Genomic DNA, 25,036 nt, shown 5'->3' on the forward strand with positions numbered 1-25,036 from the left:
CCTAACCCCAAGGGGCAATGACCTAAAAGTCACGATAAAATGTTTAGATGGCTACGCGATTTGTGCAGATTCACCGCTAATTATTCAGCCCCGGTTAAAGTCAACAGGCTCTCAAAAGTTTGGGAGAGGCGAGTCTGAAAACGCTGCCGATGCTTCAGCTTCAAAAACGGGCGGCATATTTCAAGGATAGTGCTACTGTTATCTATAACTTCAACGGTACGCAAAGTATCAAGTTGTAGTTCCTTTTCTACCATCAATTCGGAAATAGCAGTTGCACCTACACCATTCTCAACAACTGCTTTCACCATCTCCCCACTATTCAAAATTAAAATTATATTTAATTGGCTAAGAGCGATTCCCCAATTTTGCAATGCTTCTTCAAACCTTTGCTGGGTGCCAGAACCGGACTCTCGCATCACCCAATCTGTTGTGGTTAGTTCCGTTAAGGAAATCTCTACACGCTCAAACCAAGGGTGAGATTTGCCAACAACAATTACTAAGCGATCGCTGCCCACGATTTCTTGCTCTAAAGTACTCTTAAGCGATGGGCTAACTACGCCTTCTACCAAACCCAAATCGAACTGTCCCGTCGCCGTTCCTACACAAATATCTTCTGTATTGGCGAGAGTGCAGTTAACAGAAATTTTGGGATATCGCCGCTGAAACTCACCGAGTTTGTTGGGTAACCAGTAATTACCAATTGTCAGACTCGATCCCAATTTCAACTCACCACGTTGCAGATTGTTCAATTCCCGCAACCCGCGTTCGGTGAGGGTAACTTGGTCGAGAATTTTCTGCGCTTCCACTTGCAGCAACTTGCCAGCCTCAGTAATCTCGATGTGCCGACCGATACGATGGAACAGCTTGATTCCATATTCTTCCTCTAAGTTTTGGATCGCCGCACTGACCGCGGGTTGGGTAATGTACAGCGTTTCTGCCGCACGGGTAAAGTGGAGGTGTTCTGCGACAGCAAGAAAAACGCGCAACTGGTCGAGGGTCATTCCCGCCATTTGAGGTGTCCGTGAAACTTGGTGTAAAAATGTTAATCACTTTAATTTATTAATATAACAAAAAAGAACATTTGATTCTATCGCTGAGGTTCCCTAAAGTAAAAACTAGCCTTTTGCACCGATTTGAAGTGAGGCAGTGCCTGCAAGTTCAATTCGAGCCGAAAAGCGATATGCAATACGCGATCGCTTAAAAGTGCAGGCTTTTTGGAGTCATTGTACCCGCCCCTTTGCGGAGTCGCTGTCCCCAAGCTTGGAAATCTGTAAGCGAGAAATTGCTGTATGACCAGTGAAATACATCTAAATCAAAATCAGAGCGCTCACGGCTTAAAGCCAGAATGCCTGCCCTACAGGGAAGTCCTGGCGCAATCAATTGCCGTAATCGCACCCACGACAACACCAGCAGCGAATTTAGCCTTAATCTTTGCCGCTGCGGGAAACGGCACCTGGCTGAGTTTCCTGATCGGCATGATTGGGCTAGTCTTTGTCAGCCTCAACATCAACCAATTCGCCCGCCGATCGGCTTCTCCAGGTTCCCTATATTCCTATATCGTTAAAGGTCTTGGCCCCACGGCTGGCGTCCTCTGCGGTTGGGCTTTGGTTCTGGCTTATTTGTTTACAGGGACGGCAACTCTGTGCGGTTTTGCCCACTTTGGCGCTATCTTGATAGGTCACATAGGCATCCATCCTTCCCCAATTACGATGTTAGCGATCGGCGCTGGCATAGCTTGGTATATGGCCTACAAAGACATCAGCCTATCAGCGACGATGATGCTGCTGCTAGAAGGAGTATCTGTTGGCTTAATCCTAATTTTGGCGCTAATTGTTTGGGCTCAAAAAGGCTTCGCGCTGGATATGGCTCAAATTACCCTGCATGGAGCCACCCCAGGCGGAGTAGCGATGGGACTTGTCCTGGTTGTCTTCGGCTTCTCTGGTTTTGAAAGTGCCACGTCCTTGGGTGATGAGGCGAAAGACCCGCTCAAAACTATCCCTAAATCAGTAATTCAAAGCACTCTCCTGGCAGGTCTATTCTTCATTATGACCGCTTTTATTGTAGTGCTTGGTTTTAGCGGCCTTTCTGTTTCCCTTGCCGACACTGAAGAGCCTCTGACTGTTCTGGCGCAACAAGCGGGAGTAGGTTTATTAGGAGAGCTAATTAGTATCAGCGCATTGCTCTCGTTCTTCGCTTGCGTTCTCGGCAGTATCAATCCGGCAGCCAGGATATTCTTCATGATGGCGCGTCACGGTTTGTTTCACACTTCCGTCGGTGCAGCACATTCGTCAAACAGAACGCCCCACATTGCTGTCACTATGTCAGCGCTGATTATGTTTCTGGTGCCAGCTTCTCTGTGCTTATTTGGTGTCAAGCTGTTTGAGAGTATGGCCTACACGGGAACGATTTCTACCTACGGATTTTTGCTGGTATATATTTTGATTTCCATTGCAGCGCCAGTTTATCTGTATCGACTGAAAAAACTACAGCCATTAGATATCGTCTTTTCGGTTTTGGGAGTTGCTTTTATGCTGATCCCCGTTCTGGGTACGCTAGGTATTCCCGGTAGCAATCTTTTCCCCGTTCCCGAATCTCCTTACAATGCGTTTCCTTTTCTGTTCTTGCTGTACTTAATTGCTGGTTGTGGATGGTTTATCATCCAGAAGCGTCGTTCTCCCAAAATGATCGGGAGAATGAAGCGATCGATTGATGCAATTCACGTCAGATTCGACGAAACCGATCGCCTTTTGTAGGACTAATGAGTAATGGCTAATAATCGAGCGTGAAAACAAGGATTTTTCAAAATGAGCGAGTTATTAACTGCAATTCCCACAGGCTTAGCGGCCTTTACAGCCACCAACCTCGATGATATCGTTATCCTGCTGCTGTTTTTCTCCCAGGTAAATGCGGCGTTCCGTCATCGGCATATCGTTACCGGCCAGTATTTAGGTTTCGCGGCACTTGTCCTGGCTAGCCTTCCCGGTTTCTTTGGTGGTTTAATCCTACCAGACCGCTGGATTGGATTGCTTGGCTTGGTGCCAATTGCCATAGGGTTGGGTCGCTTGCTTAATCCAGAAAGCGATTCTGAGGATGAAGTCAAGTCAGAAACAGAGCAGTCTGACTATTCTGGAATTGCCAGTTTTCTTTCTCCCCAAGCTTACGGTGTGGCAGCTGTTACGTTTGCCAATGGTGGTGACAATATTGGCATCTACGTGCCGTTGTTTGCCAACAGTAGCTTAACGAGTCTTCTGGTAATCTTAAGCGTATTCTTTCTGCTGGTAGGAGTTTGGTGCTACACTGCTTACAAATTAACCGAACTGCCTGCTGTAGCTGACATCCTGACTCGTTACGGCAATACTCTTGTTCCTTTTGTTTTGATTGGTTTAGGCATTTTCATCGTGTTGGAAAATCACGCTTTGAATCCCCTAGCTTTAGTTGCTGCTAGTCTCTGTTTGATGGGGTTGGTTAAAAAGGGTGAGCGATCGCCTGAAAAAGCGTAAAATTAAGTTGGCGATCGGCTCGACCTCATGAATTGGCTTATAACGGCAATTATTACAGGGATAACATCCTTTGCAGCGACAAACATTGATGATATTGTCATTTTGACGATCTTCTTCTCCCAGGTGGATGCTACCTTCCGCCGCAGGCATATCGTTCTTGGTCAATATCTGGGTTTTACAGCGATCGTTATCGCCAGTCTGCCTGGTTTCTTTGGTGGCTTAATAGTGCCGAAAGCGTGGATTGGTATATTAGGGTTACTTCCCATTTTAATAGGGATCAGTCGCCTAGTGAATCGGGAAAATGATGAGGAAGTACAGGCAGTATCAAGTGAATTTAAGCACTCTAGATCCAATACATCTATGGTGTCAAAACTAGCTAGTTTTCTTTCTCCCCAAACTTATAACGTGGCAGCAGTAACATTGGCTAATGGGGGAGACAACATCGGCATTTATGTGCCGTTGTTTGGCAACAGCAACCTTGATAGTTTGGCAGTAATTTTGGGCGTATTCTTTTTACTCATCGGAGTTTGGTGCTACATCGCTTACCTGCTAACCCGCCAGCCTGTTGTAGCTCGCGTTTTAACTCGCTACGGTAAAGCGATCGTTCCCTTTGTATTGATTGGCTTGGGAATTTTTATTCTCATAGAAAGCGGTACTTATCGGCTGCTACCCCAGTTTCAATAGCTACATAATTTATCGGAATGAAAAAGATAAAAGCAACAAATTAAATTTTTAGTGCTGCTCCCGACTTGACAAATTTACACTTAAGAATTAAATTTAAATTATCAAGTTAATTCCTGCAAAATTCGAGAAAGACAAAAGTTATGAAAATCATCAAATATCTAGTGATGGTGTTGATATTGACGGCAAATTTACTGTTTGTACAACCTTCATGGGCAGATGCAAAAAAGCCATCATTTGCAAAAAATCCTGAATACATAGAGGTGACTAAAAATCTAGATGTTCTCTTGAAAGCGAAAGAGGGACAAACTCAATTAGAGAATTATACACCGGAGGAGATTCAGAAAAAAATCGATGAATTAGAGTTTCAAAAATATACTCTTGAATCAGGAATAAACTGGAGTCAGTGCCGGAACGAGACAGGCAAGACAGTGGCTGTATACGGCCCGAAACAAAAAAAATCCAGCGAACAATACGAAAATGCACTTTACTTTTTAGCTGACGGTCAGACAACTGAAGAGAAATGGGATTGCGAAGGATTTTACGTACCTAATGACGCAGTACTAACAGACTTAACTGTTGAAGGACAGGATGGACAACAATTGAGGGGCGCTGTTGCTGTCAAGATACCTGATGGAACGAATTTAGTTCTCAAGAAAAATCCCGACACAGGCATAGTTGAATTCAACGTTCCTTCTAGTAAAATATTGAAAGCAGGCGATGCCAACTGGTTTATACCGAATGTATCGCAAGCATTCATAGATACACGAGTCCCAAATGCACTTCCCAGTCAGAACGAGGATATCGAGGATTAAAGTTCCCGCATTTGTCCTACTGTGAAGGCATATTTGTGATTACGGTTACAGCCAAAATACGCGAAAAAATCAGAAGTAACTCTCTGAAAAACTCTGATAATTTGGCTGTAACCCTGACTAAAGAAGAGTACTAAAAATTAAGGGTGTTATTGATGCAGTTAAAGTTAAAATCCATCCAGGTAGAGGCAAATACGAAGAAGCAAGGACGACTGAATCCGTCGCGAGTGCGGGATCACTTGGCGAACGAACGCACTTATCTGGCATGGATGCGTAGCGCGATCGCACTCATGGGTTTTGGCGTCGTCATCGTCCGTCTTCGCGCCTTCCACCCACCGCTTCTCCCTCATCCCGGCAATGGCTGGAAATTAGGTTTACTTTTCTCTCTAGTGGGATTGCTGACAGTCTTACTCTCTACCCAGCACTACTTCGCCGTCCGCCGCGACATCGACGAGGATACTTACGAACCAGCCGATCGCTGGGTGATCCTGTTTAGCCTCGCCGTACTGATCCTGGGTGCGGGAGTTATCTATTTTGTCTTCACAGCACCCCTCAGTCCAATGAGTCCCGTTATGCCTGACTGATATAGCTAGGGACTAGGGGCTAGGGACTAGGGGCTAGGGAAGAGGGAAGAGGGAAAAGCTTGACGAAGTAAAGGATTATGAACCAGAGGTAAGAGTTGGAGTTGCCCTAACCGACTTTCGTCGGTTGCTATAATTCTCTCTAGTGCAGCGCGGCAGAAATAACCCATCAGTTCAGAAGTAGTTAAATGTCTGACAATCAAAAGATTTTTGACTTTTGACTTTTGACTTTTGACTTCCGCGTAGCGGCACTAGGCTCACGCCGGAGAAACTAATTTCCAGCTTACCATCACTAATATTGTGTAAATAACAAGCCGGAGTGCTGGTTGAGGAGTAATTTTGCAAAGTTTAGCACCCACCAGCACCCCCGGCACCGTGCCTAACCAAATCGGCAATACCAGACTCCAGTCAACTGTGCCAAGGCACAAATGCCCCAGAGAAGTAAAAAACAACAAAATGGCTGCCTGTGAAAGATCCGTTCCTACCAACTTACGAGAGTCAAGGCGGAAAAATGAAATCAGTACGAGTGCAAACATCGAACCGGAAGACACGCTAGTCAAACCGACCAGACAGCCTAAAACAGATCCAATACCAATCGTCTGAAAACGACCGCCGTTAGTTTTTAAGTCAAATTTGGGTAGTTCTGGTAACTGCAATTGAGGAACAAAATTTTTCAACAACAATTGTGCAAGCGCCGACAAAGCGACAAGCAGCATCATTATCCCCAGCAAGCGCAGCAGTATGTCATCCAGATTAAGAGTCCCATTATGCTTGATGATGTATAAAATCCCCACTCCCGTCAGCGACCCAGGAACACTTCCCAATGCCAGCCATTTGACAACTTGCAGATCGAGTGTTTTTTGCTGCCAGTGCTTGAAACCACCGACAACCTTCATCAAAGTAGCAGCCACTACATCAGAACTGACAGCGATCGAAGGCGGTACTTGGAACACGAAAATCAACATCGGGGTGATGAGAGACGCTCCACCAATTCCTGTTAAACCAACTATGATGCCAACTACGAAGCTAAGACCCGAAAGTAATAAATAGTTCATCGGAATATACGGTATGGGGGAAACTCAGTCACGAAGCGTGCCCAGAGGAAAGCAACACGAGCGGTAATAAAGCGCCATGAATCTTAAAATGCGTAACTGTAGCCATCTTTTCGATGAACAATTTGGCAGTATTTGTAACTAATTCCTTGCACCGTTTCTGACGCATAAATGTTAAACGAGCCAGATGACCTAACCGCAACACGCCCCACGTACTCACCAATTTTCTTTCCTGATGTAACAATTGCTTTCACAATGTCACCTGTTTGAAAACCCTTAACGAATTTATTTCGAGGAACGTATCTTAGTGCTAAAACACAACAACTTAAGCGAACAGTAGATCAAAGCCCTTACCACCAGTTAATCCGCTTTTCAACTTCGAGCAACATAACGATTACTTAGCCAAAACTTTGGTGGGTTTAATCTATTGTAACTAGACAAATTTACTGTTTACGGAGCTTCACATAATCTTTACAGGAAATAGAGCGGTAGTTTCCAGAATTTTAAACTGCATCAACGCCAAAATGATTACAGTGTAGGCGGTAGAGGAAACTAGACCCGTCAATAGCTCTTTTTTAAGATTACGCTCTTTGGGTTGCCCTTGAAAAACATCCACAGATCCAAATTGCATCAATATAATCCCAGCAATGTTGGAAAGCCAATACCCTAAGATTGAGCAAGGTAGACGTAAGTCTGAGGAAAGTAAACTACAGACATAGCCAAAAAAATAAGCTATTGGCAAATTGAAAATCAAATCATTCCACCAACATAGTGGTGAGAGCAAATATCCAATTACCAGAAAAAATCCGCCCCTTAGTTTTTTCGACATGACTTCTATCCTTTCAATGGGTTAGAGCTATACAGGTAATCTACGGTTATTTTGTGGGGTATGGCCTCTCGTTGTCCCTTGCTTACGTCTAGGCCAGAATATCCAGGCAGGGCAAGAACTTGAACCCCTCTTGTGCAGGCTGGTGTAGCTGCTCAGATTATTGCTGACTGTTCTGACGTTAGCATAATACATAATTCCGCTAGACTTACCGTAGTTTACTCTAAAGGTTGAGCAAATGTCTAGAGGAAAATTAGGATCGATCTTTCTTGGGGATCGCCCTGATTGCTTGCGCTTGTGCCTATTCCCAATTATATAAGTAATTATACTTAATCGTTTGACCGATTCGGGTTGACACGAGCAAAGACAACTTTGGTGCTTCTTCGTTCGGTTCGCTTACTTCGATCGACCTATGAATAATTCCCTCAAATCCAACAATTTTGCACTGTCATTACCAAAAACCACAGGCAGATCCCCATTCCATTTATCTATGGCTTGCTTTAGCAGTATTTCAGGAGTCAAATTTTCGCGCAGCAACCTTTGTGCCTCCGCCTCTCCTTTAGCTAAATTAACCTTAACCTCTGCTTCTTTTGTGGCTTTTTGCGCTAAAAAACTTGTTTGCTTTGCTTGCTGTTCGGCAATTTGTTTCGCTTCGACGGCCTCATTAAAGCGTTTTGAGAAATGGATATGTACTAGAGAAACATCATCAATTGCCAAGTGATAGTTAGTTATTCGTGCGGTCAATAACTTGTCTACTCCAGATTTAACTTCTGACCGCTTAGTAATGATTTCTTCGGCTGTATACTTTGCCATTACTGCCTTTAGCACTTCTTCAACTGCTGGGTTGATAATGCGATCGACTACCTCCGTCTCAGCACCAATTTGTTGAAAAACAATGTCTGCTTCCTCTGGAATAATATGCCAGTTGAGAGCTACATTGGTGAAAACATCCTGGAGATCTTTCGAGGATGCTTGAGTGGATATATCCTGCTTTTGTACGCGAACGCTCAATTTTTTTACGGTATTGACTAAGGGAATAATTGGATGAATTCCTTCTCCTAGTACCCTTTGTACTTTACCAAATTGCATCAACACGCCCCGTTCTCCAGCATTTACAATTGTAAAGGGCGTAAAGATAATAATTAGTAGCAATACAACTAAAGTCAGTTTACCAACCCTGGAAAAAGCATTACTTTTTTTCATGACTAATAACTTAGCTCTAGAACACCGATTCAGCAATCAAAAGCCTAACCTCCTTGGCCCCTGACCCCTTACCTACAAGGCGGTGCGATCAAAAACAGTTGGTGGTAGGGAGGACAAGGGGAACAAGGGAGACAAGGGGGACTCTTTCTGCCAACTACTTATGACCACACCCCTTACAAGGCAGGGGCAAGGGTTAAAAACAGTCGCGTCTATAAGTATCCACCGGGTAGCGTCGTCTAAAAATACCTATTGCGTTTTTACAAGAACCTAGTTAGGATCTAATCTTGTAACTATTAAATACGGTATTCCTACCAATTAACCGTAGATTAACAAGGAGAACATTAGATGGGTCTGTGGCATAGCACCAAGAAACAAGGCAAGTCCTTAGCTGAGTCGGCTACTGGTGGAGCCGCTGAATTATCAGGGTTTATAGGACAGTGGTGCGAACAGCAGGGCATGGGCAAGTTAAAGTTTGCTTCCCTAAAAGGCTTCGTGTCGTTATTTTTGGTGGGAGTGAGTTTGAGTGCAGTGCTAGCATCCTGCTCTGGCAACAACTCTAATCCCAGCGCTACATCAAGTGGTGGTGCCAGCCCAGGGGCTAAAACTGGGGACGTTGAAGTGACGCTGGTTTCCTATGCAGTCACCCGCGCCGCCTATGAAAAGATTATTCCCCAGTTCACAGCCAAGTGGAAACAGGAACACAACCAAAACGTTACCTTCAACCAGAGTTATGGCGGGTCTGGTTCCCAAGCCCGTGCCGTGATTGATGGTTTGGAGGCGGATGTGGTGGCGTTAGCCTTGGCGCTCGATACGAAGCAAATTGAGAAAGCCGGACTAATTCTACCAGGTTGGGAAACTGAAGCTGCTAATGGTGCGATCGTCACTAAATCCGTCGCCGCTTTAGTCACCCGCGACGGCAACCCCAAAGGAATTCAAACCTGGGCAGATTTAGCAAAAAATGACGTAAAAGTCATTACCGCTAACCCCAAAACTTCAGGTGGCGCTCGCTGGAATTTCTTGGGTTTATGGGGTTCCATCACCCGCACTGGAGGTGACGATGCCAAAGCCCAGGAATTTGTTAACAAAGTCTACAAAAATGTCCCCGTGCTACCCAAAGATGCTCGCGAAGCCAGCGATGTCTTTTTCAAACAAGGTCAGGGAGATGTTTTAATCAACTACGAAAACGAAGTGATTTTGGCTGGGCTAAACGGTGAGAAACTTCCTTACGTAGTACCAGATGTGAACATTTCGATCGACAATCCTGTCGCCGTTGTAGACAAAAACGTTGATAAACACGGCACCAGAGAAGTTGCTGAAGCATTTGTCAAGTTTCTCTACACACCAGAAGCCCAACGGGAATTTACTAAAGTAGGCTTCCGACCCGTCGAGCCCACGGTAGGAGAAGAAGTAGCCAATCAATTTGCCAAAATCAAAACCCTTTTCACCGCACAAGATTTGGGTGGTTGGGATGCAATCCAGAAGAACTTTTTTGATGATGGGGCTGTTTTTGACAAAATTCAGTCTGCCAAGTAACGATTTTTTCAACCCAGCCTTCTGAAAAAAGGAGCCGATCGTGACTGCCATCTTCTTCGCTTATCTAACCATAAGTTACTCATTTTCTGGGTTGTTTTGCTATCTGGCTTTCCAGAAAAGTGTAAACAAACAGGTTGATTCAAAAGAATTGCAACGCCAGCCAGTTCCATTAAAAAGCTTTGCGCTCACGCTGTTGTGGCCTCTTTGGATGGTTCGCGAGAGTCTTGGTAACAACAACTGGCAGGACGATCGCATCTATCTTTTAGAACCACAAAACGTTTGTTCAGAAGTTTGGTTTGAATCTCTCTCTGAAGCACAGGACTTACGCAAAAACCAAGGTTTTGCCCCCGGCGTAAGTCCTCAAGCAGATAGTTGCTTCCAGAGCAGTCAAGCGAACAAGTTTGGGCTGGGTAGTTCGACGAGTGCAACCATTAAAATTCAGATTCCTAAGAATTATCAGAAAGAACCTGTAATTTCGCGTCTAACCTCAGATTATGGTTTGACATTCTACATTACAGAGGCAATTCTCGGAACCAGCAATCAAGAAGATGGTTTGTTTGCTTTAAAATTGGATGGCACACCTCAACAGATTAAAAACGCTCTTGATTACCTTTTGAAAATGAAGGTAAAAATTTCCGAACCTTAATTGATGGCTAATAGTTCATATTTTCTGCTAAATAGCAATGAACAATGCACAATAAGCAATCAACAATCAACAAATAACTACTTATGGCTGTATCTGTTTCTTCGACACCTACTCCAACTAGGAAAAACTTTCTGTATCAGCTGACCCATATCTCTTGGCCGTGGCGAATTACCATAGGGTATCTTGCCCTAATGCTATTTCTACCAGTGTCGGCGCTTATATTAAAAGCGAGTACAGAAAATCCGGTTAACTTTTGGCGAATTGCTACCAGTCCCATAGCTCTATCTACTTATGATGTCACCTTTGTCACATCATTTATCGCAGCTTTAATCAACGGAGTGTTTGGCTTTTTAATTGCTTGGGTTTTAGTCCGGTACGATTTTCCCTTGAAGCGGTTGATTGAAGCTGCGATCGATTTACCGTTTGCTTTACCTACTTCCGTTGCTGGTTTAACTTTGGCAACCGTTTACAGCGAAAACGGCTGGATTGGTTCCCTGCTAGCACCTTTCGGAATTAAAGTAGCGTTTACTCGCCTGGGGGTAGGCGTAGCAATGCTGTTCATCTCCTTGCCTTTCATAGTGCGAACCTTGCAGCCTGTAATGCAGCAAATGGAAAAGGAGATCGAAGAAGCAGCCTGGTCATTGGGAGCTTCTCAATGGCAGACTTTTTGGCGTGTGGTTTTGCCACCCTTAATGCCAGCACTTTTAACTGGTGTCGCCCTGGGGTTTGCTAGAGCTGTTGGAGAATACGGTTCGGTTGTAATTGTGGCTTCAAACATTCCATATAAGGATTTAATCGCATCTGTGCTGATTATCCAGAGATTGGAGCAGTATGACTATTCGGGCGCGACAGTGATTGGTGTTGTGCTGTTGGGAATTTCACTGTTAATACTAATCGCAATTAACGTTTTACAAGCTTGGGGGCGACGTTATGAACTCTAATTTAGTGGGACATTCTTTGCAGCCAGATTCGCCGGATTCTCAATCGTCCTCATCAGCTGGGAAGCGTGGTTGGGTAAAAGTAGTTTCGATCGCAGTTGCGATCGCCTACTTATCGCTAATCTTGTTCATTCCCTCCCTCAACGTCTTTGTACAAGCGTTTAAAGGAGGGTTTGGGCCTTTTATGGACAACCTTACAGAACGTAATTTTCTTCATTCCGTACAGCTTACGCTCGTAATCGCTCTGATTGTCGTGCCCATCAATACAGTGTTTGGACTCTGTGCCGCTTGGGTAATTGCACGCAATCAATTTCGCGGTCGAACCTTTCTAATTAGCCTTTTAGACATCCCCTTTGCCGTATCCCCAGTCGTAGCCGGACTGATGATTATGCTGCTTTATGGACGGAATGGTTGGTTTGGGCCACTACTAGCAGCGGCAAACATTAAAATTGTTTTTGCTATGCCTGCAATGGTATTAGCGAGTGCTTTTATCACCTTGCCTTTTGTCGCCCGCGAAGTCATTCCCGTTCTAGAAGAAGCTGGTTCCGAACAAGAAGAAGCCGCTAAAACTTTGGGTGCAAATGACTGGCAAGTATTCTGGCGCGTCACATTGCCCAATATTAGTTGGGGTTTGCTTTACGGTGTGATTTTAACTAATGCCAGAGTCATGGGCGAGTTTGGTGCTGTCTCTGTCGTATCTGGTAATATCACTGGCAAAACTCAAACCCTGCCGCTTTTTGTAGAAGAAGCGTACAAGCAATACCAGACTCAAGCCGCATTCTCAGCCGCCGTACTGCTCGCCGGTTTGGCATTTGTCACCCTCGTACTCAAAGAAATTCTGGAACGTAAAACCCGCATCAAAGAAGTTGAATGAGACAGATTTGCTAATTGAAAATTTTAGATTTCTGATTTAAAATTTATTTTTTTATCCGAAATCTAAAATTTTAAATCAGAAATTACTTACTTACCCATTACGGAGGCTAAAATGATAATTGAAAATAGCAACGATAGCCTGTTAGAGCAATTTAACACAACTGACCTCAGCAAGGAAGCAGATTTTCAAACTTCTCCTGATGATCGTAGGCTGACGCAAATTCGCATTCGACTTCGCATTCCCAAAGATTATCATCAGGAACCAGTCATTTCCCGGTTGATTTCTCAGCACGGCGTCACAGTGAATATTGCTGCCGCTTTACTTTCAGCAAACGCAAGGGATGATGGCTGGTTTGACTTGGATCTCAAAGGCACTCCTCAACAAATTAGCAGTGCTTTAATTTACATTAATGATTTGGATCTCGAAGTCTGGCACGATTCCAGTTCTCACGAAGACAGTTGGTAAAAGTTCAGCAATGAGACTTGGTAGATGCCTTAATTGCGACTAATGCCAAAGTAGTGGACGAGTTTGGTGCAGTATGGGTTGTTTGCTTGAGCATTGCTCGCCAAACTCAAACCTTTGGCTAGATTTAGGCCATGCTGTTTTCAATTGCCCAACGTGCTAGTTCTGTGCGGTTATGCAGACCTGTTTTACCCAGCATATTAGAAACGTGGCTTTCTACCGTGCGCTGACTCACACCTAGTTCGTCGGCAATTTCCCGGTTGGATAGACCCCGCGCTACGTGCTGTACCACTTTTAGTTCGGTTGTCGTTAACTGCACATCGAAGGGAACTTGGATTTTCTGGCCATCTTCTCCTTTGGCGTGGTGAGCTATGAGCCGCTCGGTATGCTTGAGGGAAGATTCCACTTGAGCTACTAATTCTTCTGGCTCAAATGGTTTAACCATATAGACATCTGCTCCCGTGTTCAGACCTTTGACCTTATCGGAGCTTTGACCTTTTGCCGAAAGGAATAGAACCGGAATCCAGCTGGATTCTGGATTTTCTCTCACGTGCTTCACGAAGGTATAGCCGTCCATCTCCGGCATCATCACATCGCAGATAATCAGGTGAGCTTTGTCCGTTTCGAGCAATTCCAGTGCTTGCCGACCATTTTCTGCGGTAAGCACTTCGTATCCCCGAAATTCCAGGTAATCCTTGACTAGCAGGATTAGGTTGGGGTCATCGTCTATCAGTAGCAGTCGTTTTGCATCTCTGAGGCGAGTTTCTTTCATGCTGTGCCACTGGTCCATTGCGAGTAAGTCGATCGAGTTTACAAATTGTCTCACCTCGTGTTGTCTAAAATTTGGCTGAACCGGCTGTTGCGTATAACTTGTGAGTAAGGTAACAACTGTCATACGGCACTGGAAATCAGCACTACTCAGAAAACAGAAGTAAGTCTAGTAGTAATACGTAAGTAGGGTGTTTAATTGCAATGATAATATGGAAAGTTTACATAAGTCCAGTAAAAAATAACTACCCCTTCTACGGATGGGATCGATCGCACGCTCTCTTCCTTGAAGGTCTGTGGGCTAAGTCAACTTTCTGTTGAGATTGTAGAAGGTTCTGGCAAAGGATGGGTTAAAAAGGCGTATTCTTCGACGACCCGTGAGCCAATCAGATGCTCTTGGATAATTCGCTCAATGACTTCAGGCGTCGCGTTGCGATACCAAACGCCATCCGGGTAAACTACTAAGATTGGCCCTTGGGCACAAACTCGCAAGCAGTTCGCTTTGGTGCGAAAGATGCAGCTGGGCCTAGTGGGTGTTGGCTTTTCGAGTTTTAATTCTTTTAGCCGTTTTTTCAGGTAGTTCCAAGATTCCAAACCCGCTGACTGGGAGCAACATTCGGGTTTGGTTTGGTCTGCACAGATAAAAATATGCCGTTGAATTTGGCCCAGTCCCAAGGTTTGCACGCAAGCTGCGAAGGCATTGTTGTCTGACGCTTCATCTGCCAAAGCTACTGAGTTTTCTGTCATTGTAGTGCGATCGTCCATTAATCCCCTCAAATGATTGTCTCTCCAAATCACGATTTACGCATCTGGCAGTAGGGGAAAGTCAAAAAGGGGCTAGGGAGAGTGGGAGAGTGGGGGAGCGGGGGAGAATGACAACTGACAACTGACAACTGACAACTGACAACTGACCACTAACAACTGACCACTGACCACTGACCACTGACCACTGACAACTGACCACTGACAACTGACCACTGACCACTGACCACTAACCACTTTGGTAAGTTCGGGAACCCGTACAAAGAAATTTGTTGCGATCGCACTCCATCTCGTTTAAATTAGCACTCAGGAGATGAGAGTGCTAAACTCAAGTTGAGAGCAGAGGCATGGGTAAAAATATAATCTTTTGACCAATGACCTTTTGATCGATCGCAAACTATAGTTGGAGAAAATTTCCTATGGCAGCAGTATCTCTGAGCGTTTCAACCGTTAAACCACTAGGCGAGCGCGTCTTTGTGAAAGTTAGTCCCTCCGAGGAAAAGACCGCCGGTGGGCTGTATTTGCCCGAAACCGCCAAAGAAAAACCCCAAGTCGGAGAAGTTGTTCAAGTTGGCCCAGGCAAGCGCAATGATGACGGCGCACGTCAAGAAATGGAAGTGAAAATCGGCGACAAAGTTCTCTACTCTAAGTACGCTGGCACAGACATCAAACTTGGCACCGAAGAATACGTTCTCCTCTCAGAAAAAGACATTCTCGCCGTCGTTTCCTAAATGCCTTTTTAAGTACTGAGTGCTGAGTACTCAGTGCTGAGTTAATCCAAAATCCCAAATCTAAAATCCAAAATCGTTCAAAACTATGGCTAAGCGCATCATATACAACGAAAACGCTCGTCGTGCCCTAGAAAGGGGTATGGATATTCTGGCCGAAGCCGTGGCCGTCACCCTGGGGCCAAAAGGCCGCAACGTCGTGCTGGAGAAGAAATTCGGCGCACCTCAGATTGTCAATGATGGCGTTACGATCGCTAAAGAAATTGAACTGGAAGACCACGTTGAAAATACCGGCGTAGCACTAATCCGTCAAGCAGCTTCCAAGACTAATGACGCCGCCGGTGATGGCACCACAACCGCTACCGTACTAGCCCATGCAATAGTAAAAGAAGGGCTGCGTAACGTCGCCGCCGGTGCTAATGCCATTGTCCTGAAGCGCGGTATCGACAAAGCTACCAACTTCCTAGTTGAAAAAATTGCCCAACACGCCCGTCAAGTAGAAGATTCTAAAGCTATTGCCCAAGTTGGCACAATCTCTGCTGGCAACGACGAAGAAGTCGGACGGATGATTGCCGAAGCGATGGACAAAGTAGGCAAAGAAGGCGTGATTTCCCTGGAAGAAGGGAAGTCCATGACTACCGAACTAGAAATCACCGAAGGGATGCGCTTTGACAAAGGCTACATCTCTCCCTACTTCGCTACCGACGCCGAACGGATGGAAGCAATTCTAGATGAGCCTTTCATCCTGCTGACAGACAAAAAGATTGCCCTAGTGCAAGACTTGGTGCCAGTACTAGAGCAAGTGGCTCGTTCTGGTCGTCCTCTGCTGATTATCGCAGAAGATATCGAAAAAGAAGCTCTGGCTACTCTGGTAGTCAACCGCTTGCGTGGCGTGCTGAACGTAGCTGCTGTCAAGGCTCCTGGTTTTGGCGATCGCCGCAAGGCTATGCTGGAAGACATCGCCGTCCTCACCGGCGGTCAAATGATCACCGAAGATGCCGGTCTGAAGCTGGAAAGCACCAAGCTGGATATGCTGGGTAAAGCCCGTCGCATCACCATCACCAAAGATAGCACCACCATCGTCGCCGAAGGCAACGAAAAAGCCGTCAAAGCTCGTTGCGAACAAATCCGCCGTCAAATGGAAGAAACCGATTCTTCTTACGACAAGGAAAAACTGCAAGAGCGTCTTGCTAAACTCGCTGGTGGTGTAGCCGTAATTAAGGTTGGTGCTGCTACCGAAACCGAAATGAAGGATCGCAAGCTGCGCCTGGAAGATGCCATCAACGCCACCAAAGCAGCCGTAGAAGAAGGTATCGTCCCTGGCGGCGGTACGACTCTGGCTCACCTGGCACCTCAAGTAGAAGCTTGGGCCAACGAAAATCTCAAAAATGAAGAGTTGACTGGTGCTTTGATTGTTTCCCGTGCGCTGTCTGCGCCTCTGAAGCGGATTGCTGAAAACGCCGGTCAAAACGGTGCTGTCATCGCTGAGCGCGTCAAAGAGAAGGACTTCAACGTTGGTTACGATGCTGCCAAAGGCGAATTCGTCGATATGTTTGATGCTGGTATCGTTGACCCCGCCAAGGTGACTCGTTCCGCTCTGCAAAATGCCGCTTCGATCGCAGGTATGGTGCTGACTACCGAGTGCATCGTGGTTGACAAGCCCGAACCTAAAGAAGGTGCTGGCGCTGGCGCTGGCGCTGGTATGGGTGGCGGCGACTACGATTACTAAATCTTCTGTAGGGTGGGCAATGCCCACCTAATTATCAAAACAGCCGCTTCCACTAGGAAGCAGCTGTTTTTTTTAAGGTATTGTGGTACTTGCTAGTATAAAAGTATTAATTATGCCTACCGTCGAACAGGCTTTTACCTGCGTCAGAGTATCCCAAATGCTCTCTAATGGGTATCAGCCTATTCATGTCTTCCGATACAATCAGAACACTAAAACGGTATTTATCCTTGCTGGTGTAACTGAGAGCTTAGAAATTCTAATCTTTGCTGATGGTCAGTGGAGTTTTAATGATGAAGAAGCCTGAGTTTTATAATATGACTCGTCAAGAATTGAGAGCTTATATCTTAACTCATCGAGAGGATGATGATGCGATCGAGGCTTTGATTAAGCGGAGTAATCCTAATAGTCCGAAATATCCATACCCCCAAACCGATCAAGATTTCCAGATCATGGAAGAGATACTTAAGAGAAAATTGGGAAGCAATGAAGAAGTCGAGAGTTAAATTTTAACCACAGATGAAGACAGATGAACACAGATGAACACAGATAAGAGAGTTATTTTTTTTAGACAACCGATGCCACCGGACATGATATTAATAGAGAATGTAGATTTTTGGGAGCCGGATTGGTTGCCTATTTTTGAAGAAGATGACAATCGCGTAAGTTGACTACGTAGCTACCACTAAAGGATAGTCGGCAGAAATAATCTACTCTGTTTTGTCGTACAACCAGAAATAGTTAGCAATATACGAATTTGGCATCGCTATCAGTGTATCCTCTATAAAAGGCTGTCAACGGACTCTGGAGCCACTCTAAACATGAAATTTAAATTTCTAGCTACCTCCATTCTCGCCGTTCCTCTCTGCCTAGCAACGACCGTCAGAGCGGAAAATACCCTCCAATTCAGACAGTTAGGGGCAATCCAACCGTCAGTTTTGGTAGCTCAATCCGATTGGAGCGAGTTCTCTTCGGCTTCAGGCGGGTTTGCTGTCTTGATGCCCGGTACGCCTAAAGAGGAGAGCGAAACCAGCGACGATGGCTCAGTCGAATACTCATACACTCTTTCTCTGGAAAAAGCGGCTTTCTTAGTTCACTACACCGATATTCCTAATGCAGATGAATTGAGTGCCGAAGAAATTCAAGAACTTTTGGATGGTACTCCTGCTGATTTTGCTAAAGGGGCTGAAGCTAAGTTGTTAGGAACTAGAAGCATTTCAATTGATGACAATCCTGGAAAAGAGTTTGAATTTACTCTCAGCGATGGTACTCCTGGCAAAGCTAGGGTATATATGGTGAAGAAGCGGCTGTATGTTGTCGTGGGAATGACCTCTGAATCTGAAAATACCGAAAGGTTTCTCAACTCGTTCCGTTTGCTTTGATTGTCTGGTTACATGATTGATATAGTTAAGTTGTCTGTTGTCATCGGTGGTTAAATTTTTACCACAGATGAAGACAGATTAACACAGATGAACACAGATAAGAATAAGAAAATGAATTTTTTAGGTAATCGATGCTTAAGGGCATGATATCATTCCAAATCCGGCTCTGATACTCTTTTGATTATTAGTCCGCGAAGGTGGGCTTTGCCTGTGTAGCCGCGACTTCAGTCGTCAGCCTAACGAGAATTTTCGTTTGATGCCAGTATCGCGGTTACTTCCTGCAAAAGCTGGTTTTGCTCTTGTCTAATTGCTTCTAACCTATTCAAGATGTACGCTAGTCGTTCTTTATTATTCTGACTAACTGTTGCGGGAATGGAAGTATTTAAAGCCAGGACATTTCCTTCAGATTGCTTGAGCGTATTTCCAATGAAAGGCAAATAACCGAATACTTTTAAGCACAATCCTAAAATAAGTTGACCAAGTTTGAAAGGTGCTTGTAATATATATAAGAAAATTTGCTGTATAAACTGACTAAGCGCTTTGATGAATTGGCGTATAATAAAAATACTTGAAATGATAATAATTACGCTGAGAATAGGGTGGCTAATTCCCCAAGCTAACACTTGTGTTGCCCAGGACATGACTGGATGAGAATCAATCCATCCTCTGACGCCATGCAAATGTTGATTCATAAAAGTACTCAGAGAATTTTCAATGCCTGTAGAGGTATTTTTGGTTGTTGAAGTGACATTATTAAGCGCATTAACTGCGGTTTGAGTTATTTTATCTTGCGCCTGTTCTGCTGTTTTGGTAACAGTATCGATTGTTTGGCTAGTTGCTTCATTAAACATATTGACTGCCTTAGCAGCAGTTTCAGTCAAGGAAGTTTTCGCGTTTTGTGTTGTTTCGCTAACGCTATTTAATGTTCGATCGACGCTTTGAGTTACGGTATTAACTGCGTTGCGAGTGACTTCTGTCGAAAAATCTTTAATCTGATGAAAGTTTTTCAGAACCTCCTGAGACAAACCTACTTCCATTGCCATGTTCCCCTCTGCGATAATTTCAAATTTCAGATTTGAGATTGCAAATTGAAAATTGCTTTTTTCAATCTGCAATCTGCAATCTGCAATCTGCAATCTCTGTAGTTTATTTTTCTAGATGCGATCGAGGTGCAAATGCAACTGAATTGCATCTATCTAGCGGCTTAAACTAAGCCTAAATCGGTTACGGCACCCACACTGCTGGAAGATACCAATTTGGCATATTTTGCCAATACACCCATCGTATAACGGGGTTTGGGTGGTTGCCACTCAGCGCGGCGGTGTTCTAATTCTTCATTGGATACGTCAAGGTGCAACGATCGCGCATTGGCATCAATTGTGATGATATCGCCTTCCTTGACAAGAGCGATCGCACCTCCCACAGCTGCTTCTGGTGCTACGTGACCGACTACCATACCATAAGTGCCACCAGAAAACCGTCCATCGGTAATCAATCCTACGGAATCTCCCAATCCAGCACCGATAATTGCCGATGTGGGGGCTAGCATTTCCCGCATTCCGGGGCCACCCTTCGGCCCTTCGTAGCGGATGACAATGACATCCCCTGGTTTGATTTGATTAGCTAAAATTGCCTCTAAACAGGATTCCTCAGATTCAAACACCCGTGCTGGGCCGGTGATTTGGGACTTTTTGATGCCAGTAATTTTTGCTACAGCACCTTCTGTTGCCAAATTTCCTCTCAAGATTGCTAAGTGTCCCTGAGAATAAATCGGGTTATGCCAAGGACGGATGACATCTTGGTCTGCTGGTGGTTCATCGGGAACATCTGCCAACACTTCAGCAACTGTTTTTCCCGTGATGGTGAGGGCGTCGCCATGCAGCAGGTCGTGTACCAGCAACATTTTCATTACTTGGGGAATACCGCCAGCTTTGTGTAAGTCGGTCGCCACATATTTGCCAGATGGTTTTAAATCGCACAGGACGGGTACGCGGGCGCGAATAGTTTCAAAGTCATCCAGGCATAATTCGACACCAGCAGAATGAGCTAGAGCCAGCAAGTGCAGCACCGCATTCGTCGAACCACCCACGGCCATGATCGTAGAAATAGCATTTTCAAAGGCTTTGCGGGTGATAATGTCAAGGGGCAAGAGTTGTTTGCGAATTGCTTCCACCAAAACAAAAGCAGATTTTTCCGCACTTTCTGCTTTTTCGGCATCTTCAGCTGCCATAGTCGAGGAATAGGGCAGACTCATGCCCATTGCTTCAAAAGCAGAAGACATGGTATTCGCCGTGTACATACCGCCGCAGGAACCGGCACCGGGACAAGCTTTGCGCTCCACCTCCAGCAGTTCCTTGGCATCAATTTTACCAGCGCTGTATTGCCCCACAGCTTCAAAAGCGCTGACAACCGTAAGGTCGCGTCCGTTGTGATGACCGGGTTTAATCGTACCGCCATAGACGAATATAGCGGGGATATTCAGGCGAGCGATCGCAATCATCGCCCCCGGCATATTTTTGTCGCAACCGCCAATTGCCAGCACCCCATCCATACTTTGGCCGTTACAGACTGTTTCGATCGAGTCAGCAATTACTTCCCGCGATACCAAGGAATACTTCATCCCTTCAGTTCCCATCGAAATGCCATCGCTGATCGTGATCGTACCGAACATCTGAGGCATCGCATCGGCAGCGCGAATACCAGCTTCGGCGCGAATAGCTAGCTGATTTATGCCGATATTGCAAGGGGTGATCGTGCTATACCCGTTCGCAAGACCGACAATAGGTTTAGTGAAGTCGCGATCGCCAAAACCAACCGCACGTAGCATGGCCCGGTTAGGCGTCCGCTGTGCCCCTTGGGTAACAACTTGGCTTTTGAGATTATCCGGCATTGTGTTTTCCCTTGTCATTAGTCATTAGTCATTTGTTATTTGTCAAAAGTCAATTGTCAAAAGGACTTTGTTAGTCGTTAGTTGTTAGAACGCATTACCCACTAACCAATAACCACCGACCAAAGACCAAAGACCAATGACCAATGACCCCTCTTGTTTTTGATTTTCTCAGAAGGAACGTGGTTTGCGTAGCCGAAAATAAAAGACTTTAACAAAACCTTGTGTCATTTGGGATGATGAATGGAACAAACTATAAGCAGTACGGGCAAAGCATTTATTTGAGCAAACCCTCCTTGGCACGAGGGAATGTCCAAAAGCGATCGCTTCCCCTCTAGATATAAAGTCACGATGAGAAATATAGTATGGATGCCAATGAATTGCTGAGACGATATGCTGCCGGTGAGAGAGATTTTTGGGAAACCAATCTACGGGGAGTATCTCTGATCGGCGTTGACCTGAGCGGGGTCAACTTACGTGGGGCAGACCTAAGTGGAGCGAATTTGAAGGGAGCCTCCCTAATTAGTGTAAATCTGCGGGAAGCCAACCTGCGGGGAGCCAACCTGCAAGCTAATTTGAGCGAAGCTAATCTGATTGCAGCCAACCTGAATGGAGCCAACTTGAGTGAAGCTAATCTGAGCGAAGCGAGCTTGCGGGGAGCCAACTTGGAGAACGCCAACCTGAGTGGGGCTAATCTGAGCGAAGCTATTCTGAGCGAAGCTCAAATGCGGGGAGCCAACCTGAGTGGGGCTAAACTAATTGACGCACCCATGAATCGGGCCTATCTGATTGACGCCAACCTGAGTGGAGCCATCTTAGACGGAGCTATCTTGACGAATGCCATCTTGAGCGGAGCCAACCTAGAGAAAGCCCACCTTATAAGTGCCATCCTTATTGGAGCGGTTCTGGAGGGGACTAACCTGACTGGGGCAGACTTGAGCCGAGCAAAACTGAGTGGAGCCAATTTGACTGGTGCTAACCTAAGCCAAGCCAATATGAGGGGAGCAACCATAAGTTGGGCAACTCTGCGCGGGACTAATTTTCGGGGTGCTAATCTCTTCCGGGCGAAACTCGGCTGGTCTAACATGACGGGAGCTATCTTGAGCGAGGCTATATTGATTGATGCCAATCTAAATCGGGCTAATCTACACGGTGCCGAACTCCAAGGGGCAATTATGCCCGATGGCAGAGGTCACGAGTAACTTTTTCTCAAATATTAAGGGTGCATCATCTCAAAAGTCAAAAGTCAAAAGTCAAAAGTCAAAGCACTCAGCACTTTGCTATATTGGCTAAATTTCGCAGGGTTTGAGTTACCAGCACGAATAAGCTCTGCCAGTCTCCGGGTTGTGGCTGACGAAATAGTCGCATGGTCGGATACCAGGGACTGTCCTGTCGGTGAAGCATCCAACGCCAATCCGAGTCAAAAGGCAGCAATACCCAAACTTGTTTACCCAAAGCTCCAGCTAAATGAGCAACAGATGTGTCTATGGTGATGACTAAATCCAACTGCGCTACGATCGCAGCTGTGTCGGCGAAGTCGTTGAGCAGATGACTCAAATTTTGCACGCAGGCTGTTTGCCGCAATAGGATTAGATCTTGTTCTTGGGGGTCTTTTTCAAGGCTGTAAAATGCAATTCCCGGTATATCTGTCAGTTTGAGGAAGTGAGAGAGGGGAGACGATCGCAACTCGGCAGTCTTACCGCTAGAGTAGGTTGCCCAGACAATTCCCACTTTCAGTTTACTTTCAGAAGGAATTTCCAGTTCAATAGAAGATTCCGGCGGTGCTAGATAGGGAATTTGTGCGGGTACGTTTTCCAAGGTTGTACCCAATATCCACGGTAAGCTCATTAATGGTGCGTGAACGTCAAATTCAGGCAAAGTAGTATCCTGTACGATTAGTCGATCGATACAGGAAATACTCTCCAACAAGCGAATCAGCGATCGCGGACAATCCACTATCAGGCGACCACCATAAGCTGCTACTAAAGGAGCATAACGAATAAACTGAATCGTATCTCCTAACCCTTGCTCGGCGTGGAGTAGAATCGTTCGACCTTCGAGGCGAGATCCATCCCACAAAGGCTGAGGAAACTGACGAGGCGGCGTTTCTCCCCCTAACCAGCGGCTCTCGTACTCGGCAAATCCACGCTGTAAATCCCCCGCCAGCAGTAGGAGATAAGCTCTACTAAAGCGATCGCTCGGATTGAGTTGGCTGTTGGGTTGCAAGTAGGCTATTGCCTTTTCTACCTTGCCTTGAAATAGAAGTGCATGGGCTAGGTTGTTCTGGGTCATTGCTAGCTTGGGATTCAGAGCTAAGGCTTGACGATAGCAGACTAGAGCTTCCTCTATCTCCCCCCCATCCTCCAACGCATTGCCCAAGTTATTATAAAACTCTGCCTGGTGAGGATTTAAAGCCAAAGCTTGACGGTAGCAGGCTAGAGCTTCCTGTAACTGCTTCTGCTGTTTCATCACGCCGCCCAAGTTGCTGTAAGCTTCGGCATAGTTTGGATCGAGGGCTAAGGCTTGTCGATAGCAAGTAATAGCTTCTTCTAGCTTTCCCAAATCTTTAAGCGTAACGCCCAAGTTGCTGTAAAGTACAGGATTATCTGGTTCCTGAACCAAAGCTTTCTGATAGCAATCAACAGCTTCTACTAGGCGACGCTGTTTGTACATAGCACCGCCCAAGTTATTATAAAGTAGGGCATCATCTGGTTTGAGCGCTAAGGCTTGCTGATAGCAGATAATGGCTTCTTCTAGCTCACCTTGCCCTAACCATACACTGCCCAAATTGCTATAAGCGTCATCATAATTTGGATCGATAGTCAAGGCTTGATTGTAATAAGTAGTTGCCTCTGCCAATAATCCTTGTTCTTGAAGGACGATTCCCAGGCGATTGTGAAGTTCGGCATAGTTTGGTTCGAGCAATATAGCTTGCTGGTAGCAAGCGGTTGCTTCTGGCAACCGACCTTGTTCTTGCAGCGCCTTGCCCAGATTGTAGTACGCTCCAGCATGATTTGGTTCGAGTGCCAAAGTTTGTTGGTAGCAGACTAGAGCTTCCTCGACACGATTCTGCTCTTGCAGCGCCATGCCCAAATTGTAATGAAAGTCTGCCACTCCAGGCGCAACTTCGATCGCTTTGCGAAAACATTCAATGGCTAGCTCGTGTTTACCAAGTCCAGTGGCTGTTATCCCAAGTAATTGGAGCGCGTCGATATTATATGGCTCTTTTTGTAGAATTTGGCTATATATCTGCTCGGCTTGAGATAACCGACCAGCTTGATAATGTTGGAGAGCAGTTAATAAGCTGCTACGCATTTAATTTGTATGTTTAGCGGGAGTGGGAGAGTGGGGGAGTGGGGGAGTGGGAGAGGAATTGAAGGTTTGATTGCCGGATTAGAAATATCCGAATTAGATGCGTGTTAGCTTAAAGACTCTTTCAATTTTAGATTTTAGATTTTAGATTTTAGATTGGGGAGTAGGAAAGAGGGAAGTATAGGGGAATTTTAGATTTTAGATTTTATTTCAATTTGAAATCTGAAATCTAAAATTTTAAATTCTGCCCCTTCTTACCCCCTCCCCTCTGCCCTAGCCTCCGATCGCCACATCTAAGATAAATGTAGCGATCGCCTGGTAACGGTGCAACAAGGCTTCTGGGCGATCGCTTTACAGGTTAAA

At 45.5% G+C, this 25,036-nt stretch carries 26 protein-coding genes and 1 pseudogene; 16 read left to right on the forward strand and 11 right to left on the reverse strand.

Annotated elements, in window-relative coordinates; translation table 11 throughout:
- Positions 1-80 precede the first annotated feature (80 nt).
- The gene (locus tag LAY57_RS02865; protein ID WP_249064780.1) at positions 81-1,010 is read right to left on the reverse strand and encodes a LysR substrate-binding domain-containing protein; all 930 of its coding nucleotides are present in this window, start codon (positions 1,008-1,010) and stop codon (positions 81-83) included.
- Between the two features lie 279 nt (positions 1,011-1,289).
- Between LAY57_RS02865 and LAY57_RS02870 the strand changes: the two genes are divergently transcribed.
- The 5 genes from LAY57_RS02870 (at position 1,290) to LAY57_RS02890 (ending at position 5,577) form a co-directional block, all read left to right on the forward strand.
- A complete protein-coding gene (locus tag LAY57_RS02870; RefSeq protein WP_249064781.1) occupies positions 1,290-2,753 on the forward strand; it encodes an APC family permease in 1,464 nt (487 codons plus the stop codon).
- 51 nt (positions 2,754-2,804) lie between these two features.
- Positions 2,805-3,500 carry a cadmium resistance transporter gene (locus tag LAY57_RS02875; protein WP_249064782.1) on the forward strand — a complete coding sequence of 232 codons (696 nt, stop codon included), beginning with the start codon at positions 2,805-2,807 and terminating at the stop codon, positions 3,498-3,500.
- A gap of 27 nt (positions 3,501-3,527) precedes the next feature.
- Positions 3,528-4,184, forward strand: coding sequence for a cadmium resistance transporter (locus tag LAY57_RS02880; protein ID WP_249064783.1), 657 nt, complete (start codon positions 3,528-3,530; stop codon positions 4,182-4,184).
- 140 nt (positions 4,185-4,324) lie between these two features.
- The gene (locus tag LAY57_RS02885; RefSeq protein WP_249064784.1) at positions 4,325-4,996 is read left to right on the forward strand and encodes a hypothetical protein; all 672 of its coding nucleotides are present in this window, start codon (positions 4,325-4,327) and stop codon (positions 4,994-4,996) included.
- Positions 4,997-5,148: 152 nt separating this feature from the next.
- Positions 5,149-5,577, forward strand: coding sequence for a YidH family protein (locus LAY57_RS02890; protein WP_249064785.1), 429 nt, complete (start codon positions 5,149-5,151; stop codon positions 5,575-5,577).
- A gap of 254 nt (positions 5,578-5,831) precedes the next feature.
- Here LAY57_RS02890 and LAY57_RS02895 read toward each other — a convergent pair whose 3' ends face one another.
- From LAY57_RS02895 to LAY57_RS02905, 4 genes and pseudogenes are all read right to left on the reverse strand, one after another.
- Positions 5,832-6,629, reverse strand: coding sequence for a sulfite exporter TauE/SafE family protein (locus LAY57_RS02895; RefSeq protein WP_249064786.1), 798 nt, complete (start codon positions 6,627-6,629; stop codon positions 5,832-5,834).
- An 83-nt stretch (positions 6,630-6,712) separates the two neighbouring features.
- Positions 6,713-6,910: pseudogene (locus tag LAY57_RS36390) on the reverse strand (RNA-guided endonuclease IscB); the annotation flags it as partial.
- Positions 6,911-7,086: 176 nt separating this feature from the next.
- Complete coding sequence (locus LAY57_RS02900) at positions 7,087-7,455, reverse strand: DUF7980 family protein (protein ID WP_249064787.1); 369 nt, start codon at positions 7,453-7,455, stop codon at positions 7,087-7,089.
- Between the two features lie 393 nt (positions 7,456-7,848).
- Positions 7,849-8,655 (reverse strand): prohibitin family protein, encoded by an 807-nt coding sequence (locus LAY57_RS02905; RefSeq protein ID WP_249064788.1) that lies wholly within the window; start codon positions 8,653-8,655, stop codon positions 7,849-7,851.
- Between the two features lie 456 nt (positions 8,656-9,111).
- Here LAY57_RS02905 and LAY57_RS02910 point away from each other — a divergent pair, with 456 nt between their 5' ends.
- The 5 genes from LAY57_RS02910 to LAY57_RS02930 all read left to right on the forward strand — a co-directional run bounded on the left by LAY57_RS02910 (position 9,112) and on the right by LAY57_RS02930 (position 13,111).
- On the forward strand, positions 9,112-10,188 hold the full coding sequence (locus LAY57_RS02910) for a sulfate ABC transporter substrate-binding protein (protein WP_249064841.1): 1,077 nt from the start codon (positions 9,112-9,114) through the stop codon (positions 10,186-10,188).
- A gap of 40 nt (positions 10,189-10,228) precedes the next feature.
- On the forward strand, positions 10,229-10,834 hold the full coding sequence (locus LAY57_RS02915; protein WP_249064789.1) for an NIL domain-containing protein: 606 nt from the start codon (positions 10,229-10,231) through the stop codon (positions 10,832-10,834).
- A gap of 83 nt (positions 10,835-10,917) precedes the next feature.
- On the forward strand, positions 10,918-11,775 hold the full coding sequence (cysT, locus tag LAY57_RS02920; RefSeq protein WP_249064790.1) for a sulfate ABC transporter permease subunit CysT: 858 nt from the start codon (positions 10,918-10,920) through the stop codon (positions 11,773-11,775).
- Positions 11,765-12,646 (forward strand): sulfate ABC transporter permease subunit CysW, encoded by an 882-nt coding sequence (gene cysW / locus LAY57_RS02925; RefSeq protein ID WP_249064791.1) that lies wholly within the window; start codon positions 11,765-11,767, stop codon positions 12,644-12,646. The genes cysT and cysW overlap by 11 nt, the downstream gene beginning before the upstream one ends.
- A gap of 111 nt (positions 12,647-12,757) precedes the next feature.
- Entirely contained in the window at positions 12,758-13,111 is a 354-nt protein-coding gene (locus LAY57_RS02930) for an NIL domain-containing protein (protein ID WP_249064792.1), read from the forward strand.
- Positions 13,112-13,235: 124 nt separating this feature from the next.
- Here LAY57_RS02930 and LAY57_RS02935 read toward each other — a convergent pair whose 3' ends face one another.
- The 3 genes from LAY57_RS02935 to LAY57_RS02945 all read right to left on the reverse strand — a co-directional run bounded on the left by LAY57_RS02935 (position 13,236) and on the right by LAY57_RS02945 (position 14,875).
- The gene (locus LAY57_RS02935) at positions 13,236-13,880 is read right to left on the reverse strand and encodes a response regulator transcription factor (protein ID WP_249064793.1); all 645 of its coding nucleotides are present in this window, start codon (positions 13,878-13,880) and stop codon (positions 13,236-13,238) included.
- A gap of 302 nt (positions 13,881-14,182) precedes the next feature.
- Positions 14,183-14,623, reverse strand: coding sequence for a (2Fe-2S) ferredoxin domain-containing protein (locus tag LAY57_RS02940; RefSeq protein ID WP_249064794.1), 441 nt, complete (start codon positions 14,621-14,623; stop codon positions 14,183-14,185).
- Between the two features lie 90 nt (positions 14,624-14,713).
- Positions 14,714-14,875, reverse strand: a complete 162-nt coding sequence (locus LAY57_RS02945; protein WP_249064795.1) for a hypothetical protein — start codon at positions 14,873-14,875, stop codon at positions 14,714-14,716.
- 182 nt (positions 14,876-15,057) lie between these two features.
- Between LAY57_RS02945 and groES the strand changes: the two genes are divergently transcribed.
- From groES to LAY57_RS02970, 5 genes are all read left to right on the forward strand, one after another.
- Positions 15,058-15,369, forward strand: coding sequence for a co-chaperone GroES (gene groES, locus LAY57_RS02950; protein WP_249064796.1), 312 nt, complete (start codon positions 15,058-15,060; stop codon positions 15,367-15,369).
- An 85-nt stretch (positions 15,370-15,454) separates the two neighbouring features.
- Positions 15,455-17,095 carry a chaperonin GroEL gene (gene groL, locus LAY57_RS02955; RefSeq protein ID WP_249064797.1) on the forward strand — a complete coding sequence of 547 codons (1,641 nt, stop codon included), beginning with the start codon at positions 15,455-15,457 and terminating at the stop codon, positions 17,093-17,095.
- Positions 17,096-17,207: 112 nt separating this feature from the next.
- A complete protein-coding gene (locus LAY57_RS02960) occupies positions 17,208-17,399 on the forward strand; it encodes a DUF6888 family protein (protein ID WP_249064798.1) in 192 nt (63 codons plus the stop codon).
- On the forward strand, positions 17,383-17,598 hold the full coding sequence (locus LAY57_RS02965; RefSeq protein WP_249064799.1) for a DUF6887 family protein: 216 nt from the start codon (positions 17,383-17,385) through the stop codon (positions 17,596-17,598). The genes LAY57_RS02960 and LAY57_RS02965 overlap by 17 nt, the downstream gene beginning before the upstream one ends.
- 315 nt (positions 17,599-17,913) lie before the next feature.
- Positions 17,914-18,474: a hypothetical protein gene (locus LAY57_RS02970; protein ID WP_249064800.1), complete on the forward strand. Its 561-nt coding sequence runs from the start codon at positions 17,914-17,916 to the stop codon at positions 18,472-18,474.
- 236 nt (positions 18,475-18,710) lie between these two features.
- On the opposite strand, the gene LAY57_RS02975 is transcribed toward LAY57_RS02970, so the two are convergent.
- Both LAY57_RS02975 and ilvD read right to left on the reverse strand, forming a co-directional pair.
- On the reverse strand, positions 18,711-19,589 hold the full coding sequence (locus LAY57_RS02975) for a hypothetical protein (protein ID WP_249064801.1): 879 nt from the start codon (positions 19,587-19,589) through the stop codon (positions 18,711-18,713).
- Positions 19,590-19,678: 89 nt separating this feature from the next.
- A complete protein-coding gene (gene ilvD, locus LAY57_RS02980) occupies positions 19,679-21,364 on the reverse strand; it encodes a dihydroxy-acid dehydratase (RefSeq protein WP_249064802.1) in 1,686 nt (561 codons plus the stop codon).
- 362 nt (positions 21,365-21,726) lie between these two features.
- Between ilvD and LAY57_RS02985 the strand changes: the two genes are divergently transcribed.
- Complete coding sequence (locus LAY57_RS02985; protein ID WP_249064803.1) at positions 21,727-22,563, forward strand: pentapeptide repeat-containing protein; 837 nt, start codon at positions 21,727-21,729, stop codon at positions 22,561-22,563.
- 67 nt (positions 22,564-22,630) lie between these two features.
- Here LAY57_RS02985 and LAY57_RS02990 read toward each other — a convergent pair whose 3' ends face one another.
- On the reverse strand, positions 22,631-24,676 hold the full coding sequence (locus LAY57_RS02990; protein WP_249064804.1) for a tetratricopeptide repeat protein: 2,046 nt from the start codon (positions 24,674-24,676) through the stop codon (positions 22,631-22,633).
- Between the last annotated feature and the right edge of the window lie 360 nt (positions 24,677-25,036).

It is taken from the genome of Argonema antarcticum A004/B2 (genome assembly GCF_023333585.1).
GTDB classification, from domain to species: Bacteria; Cyanobacteriota; Cyanobacteriia; order Cyanobacteriales; family Aerosakkonemataceae; genus Argonema; species Argonema antarcticum.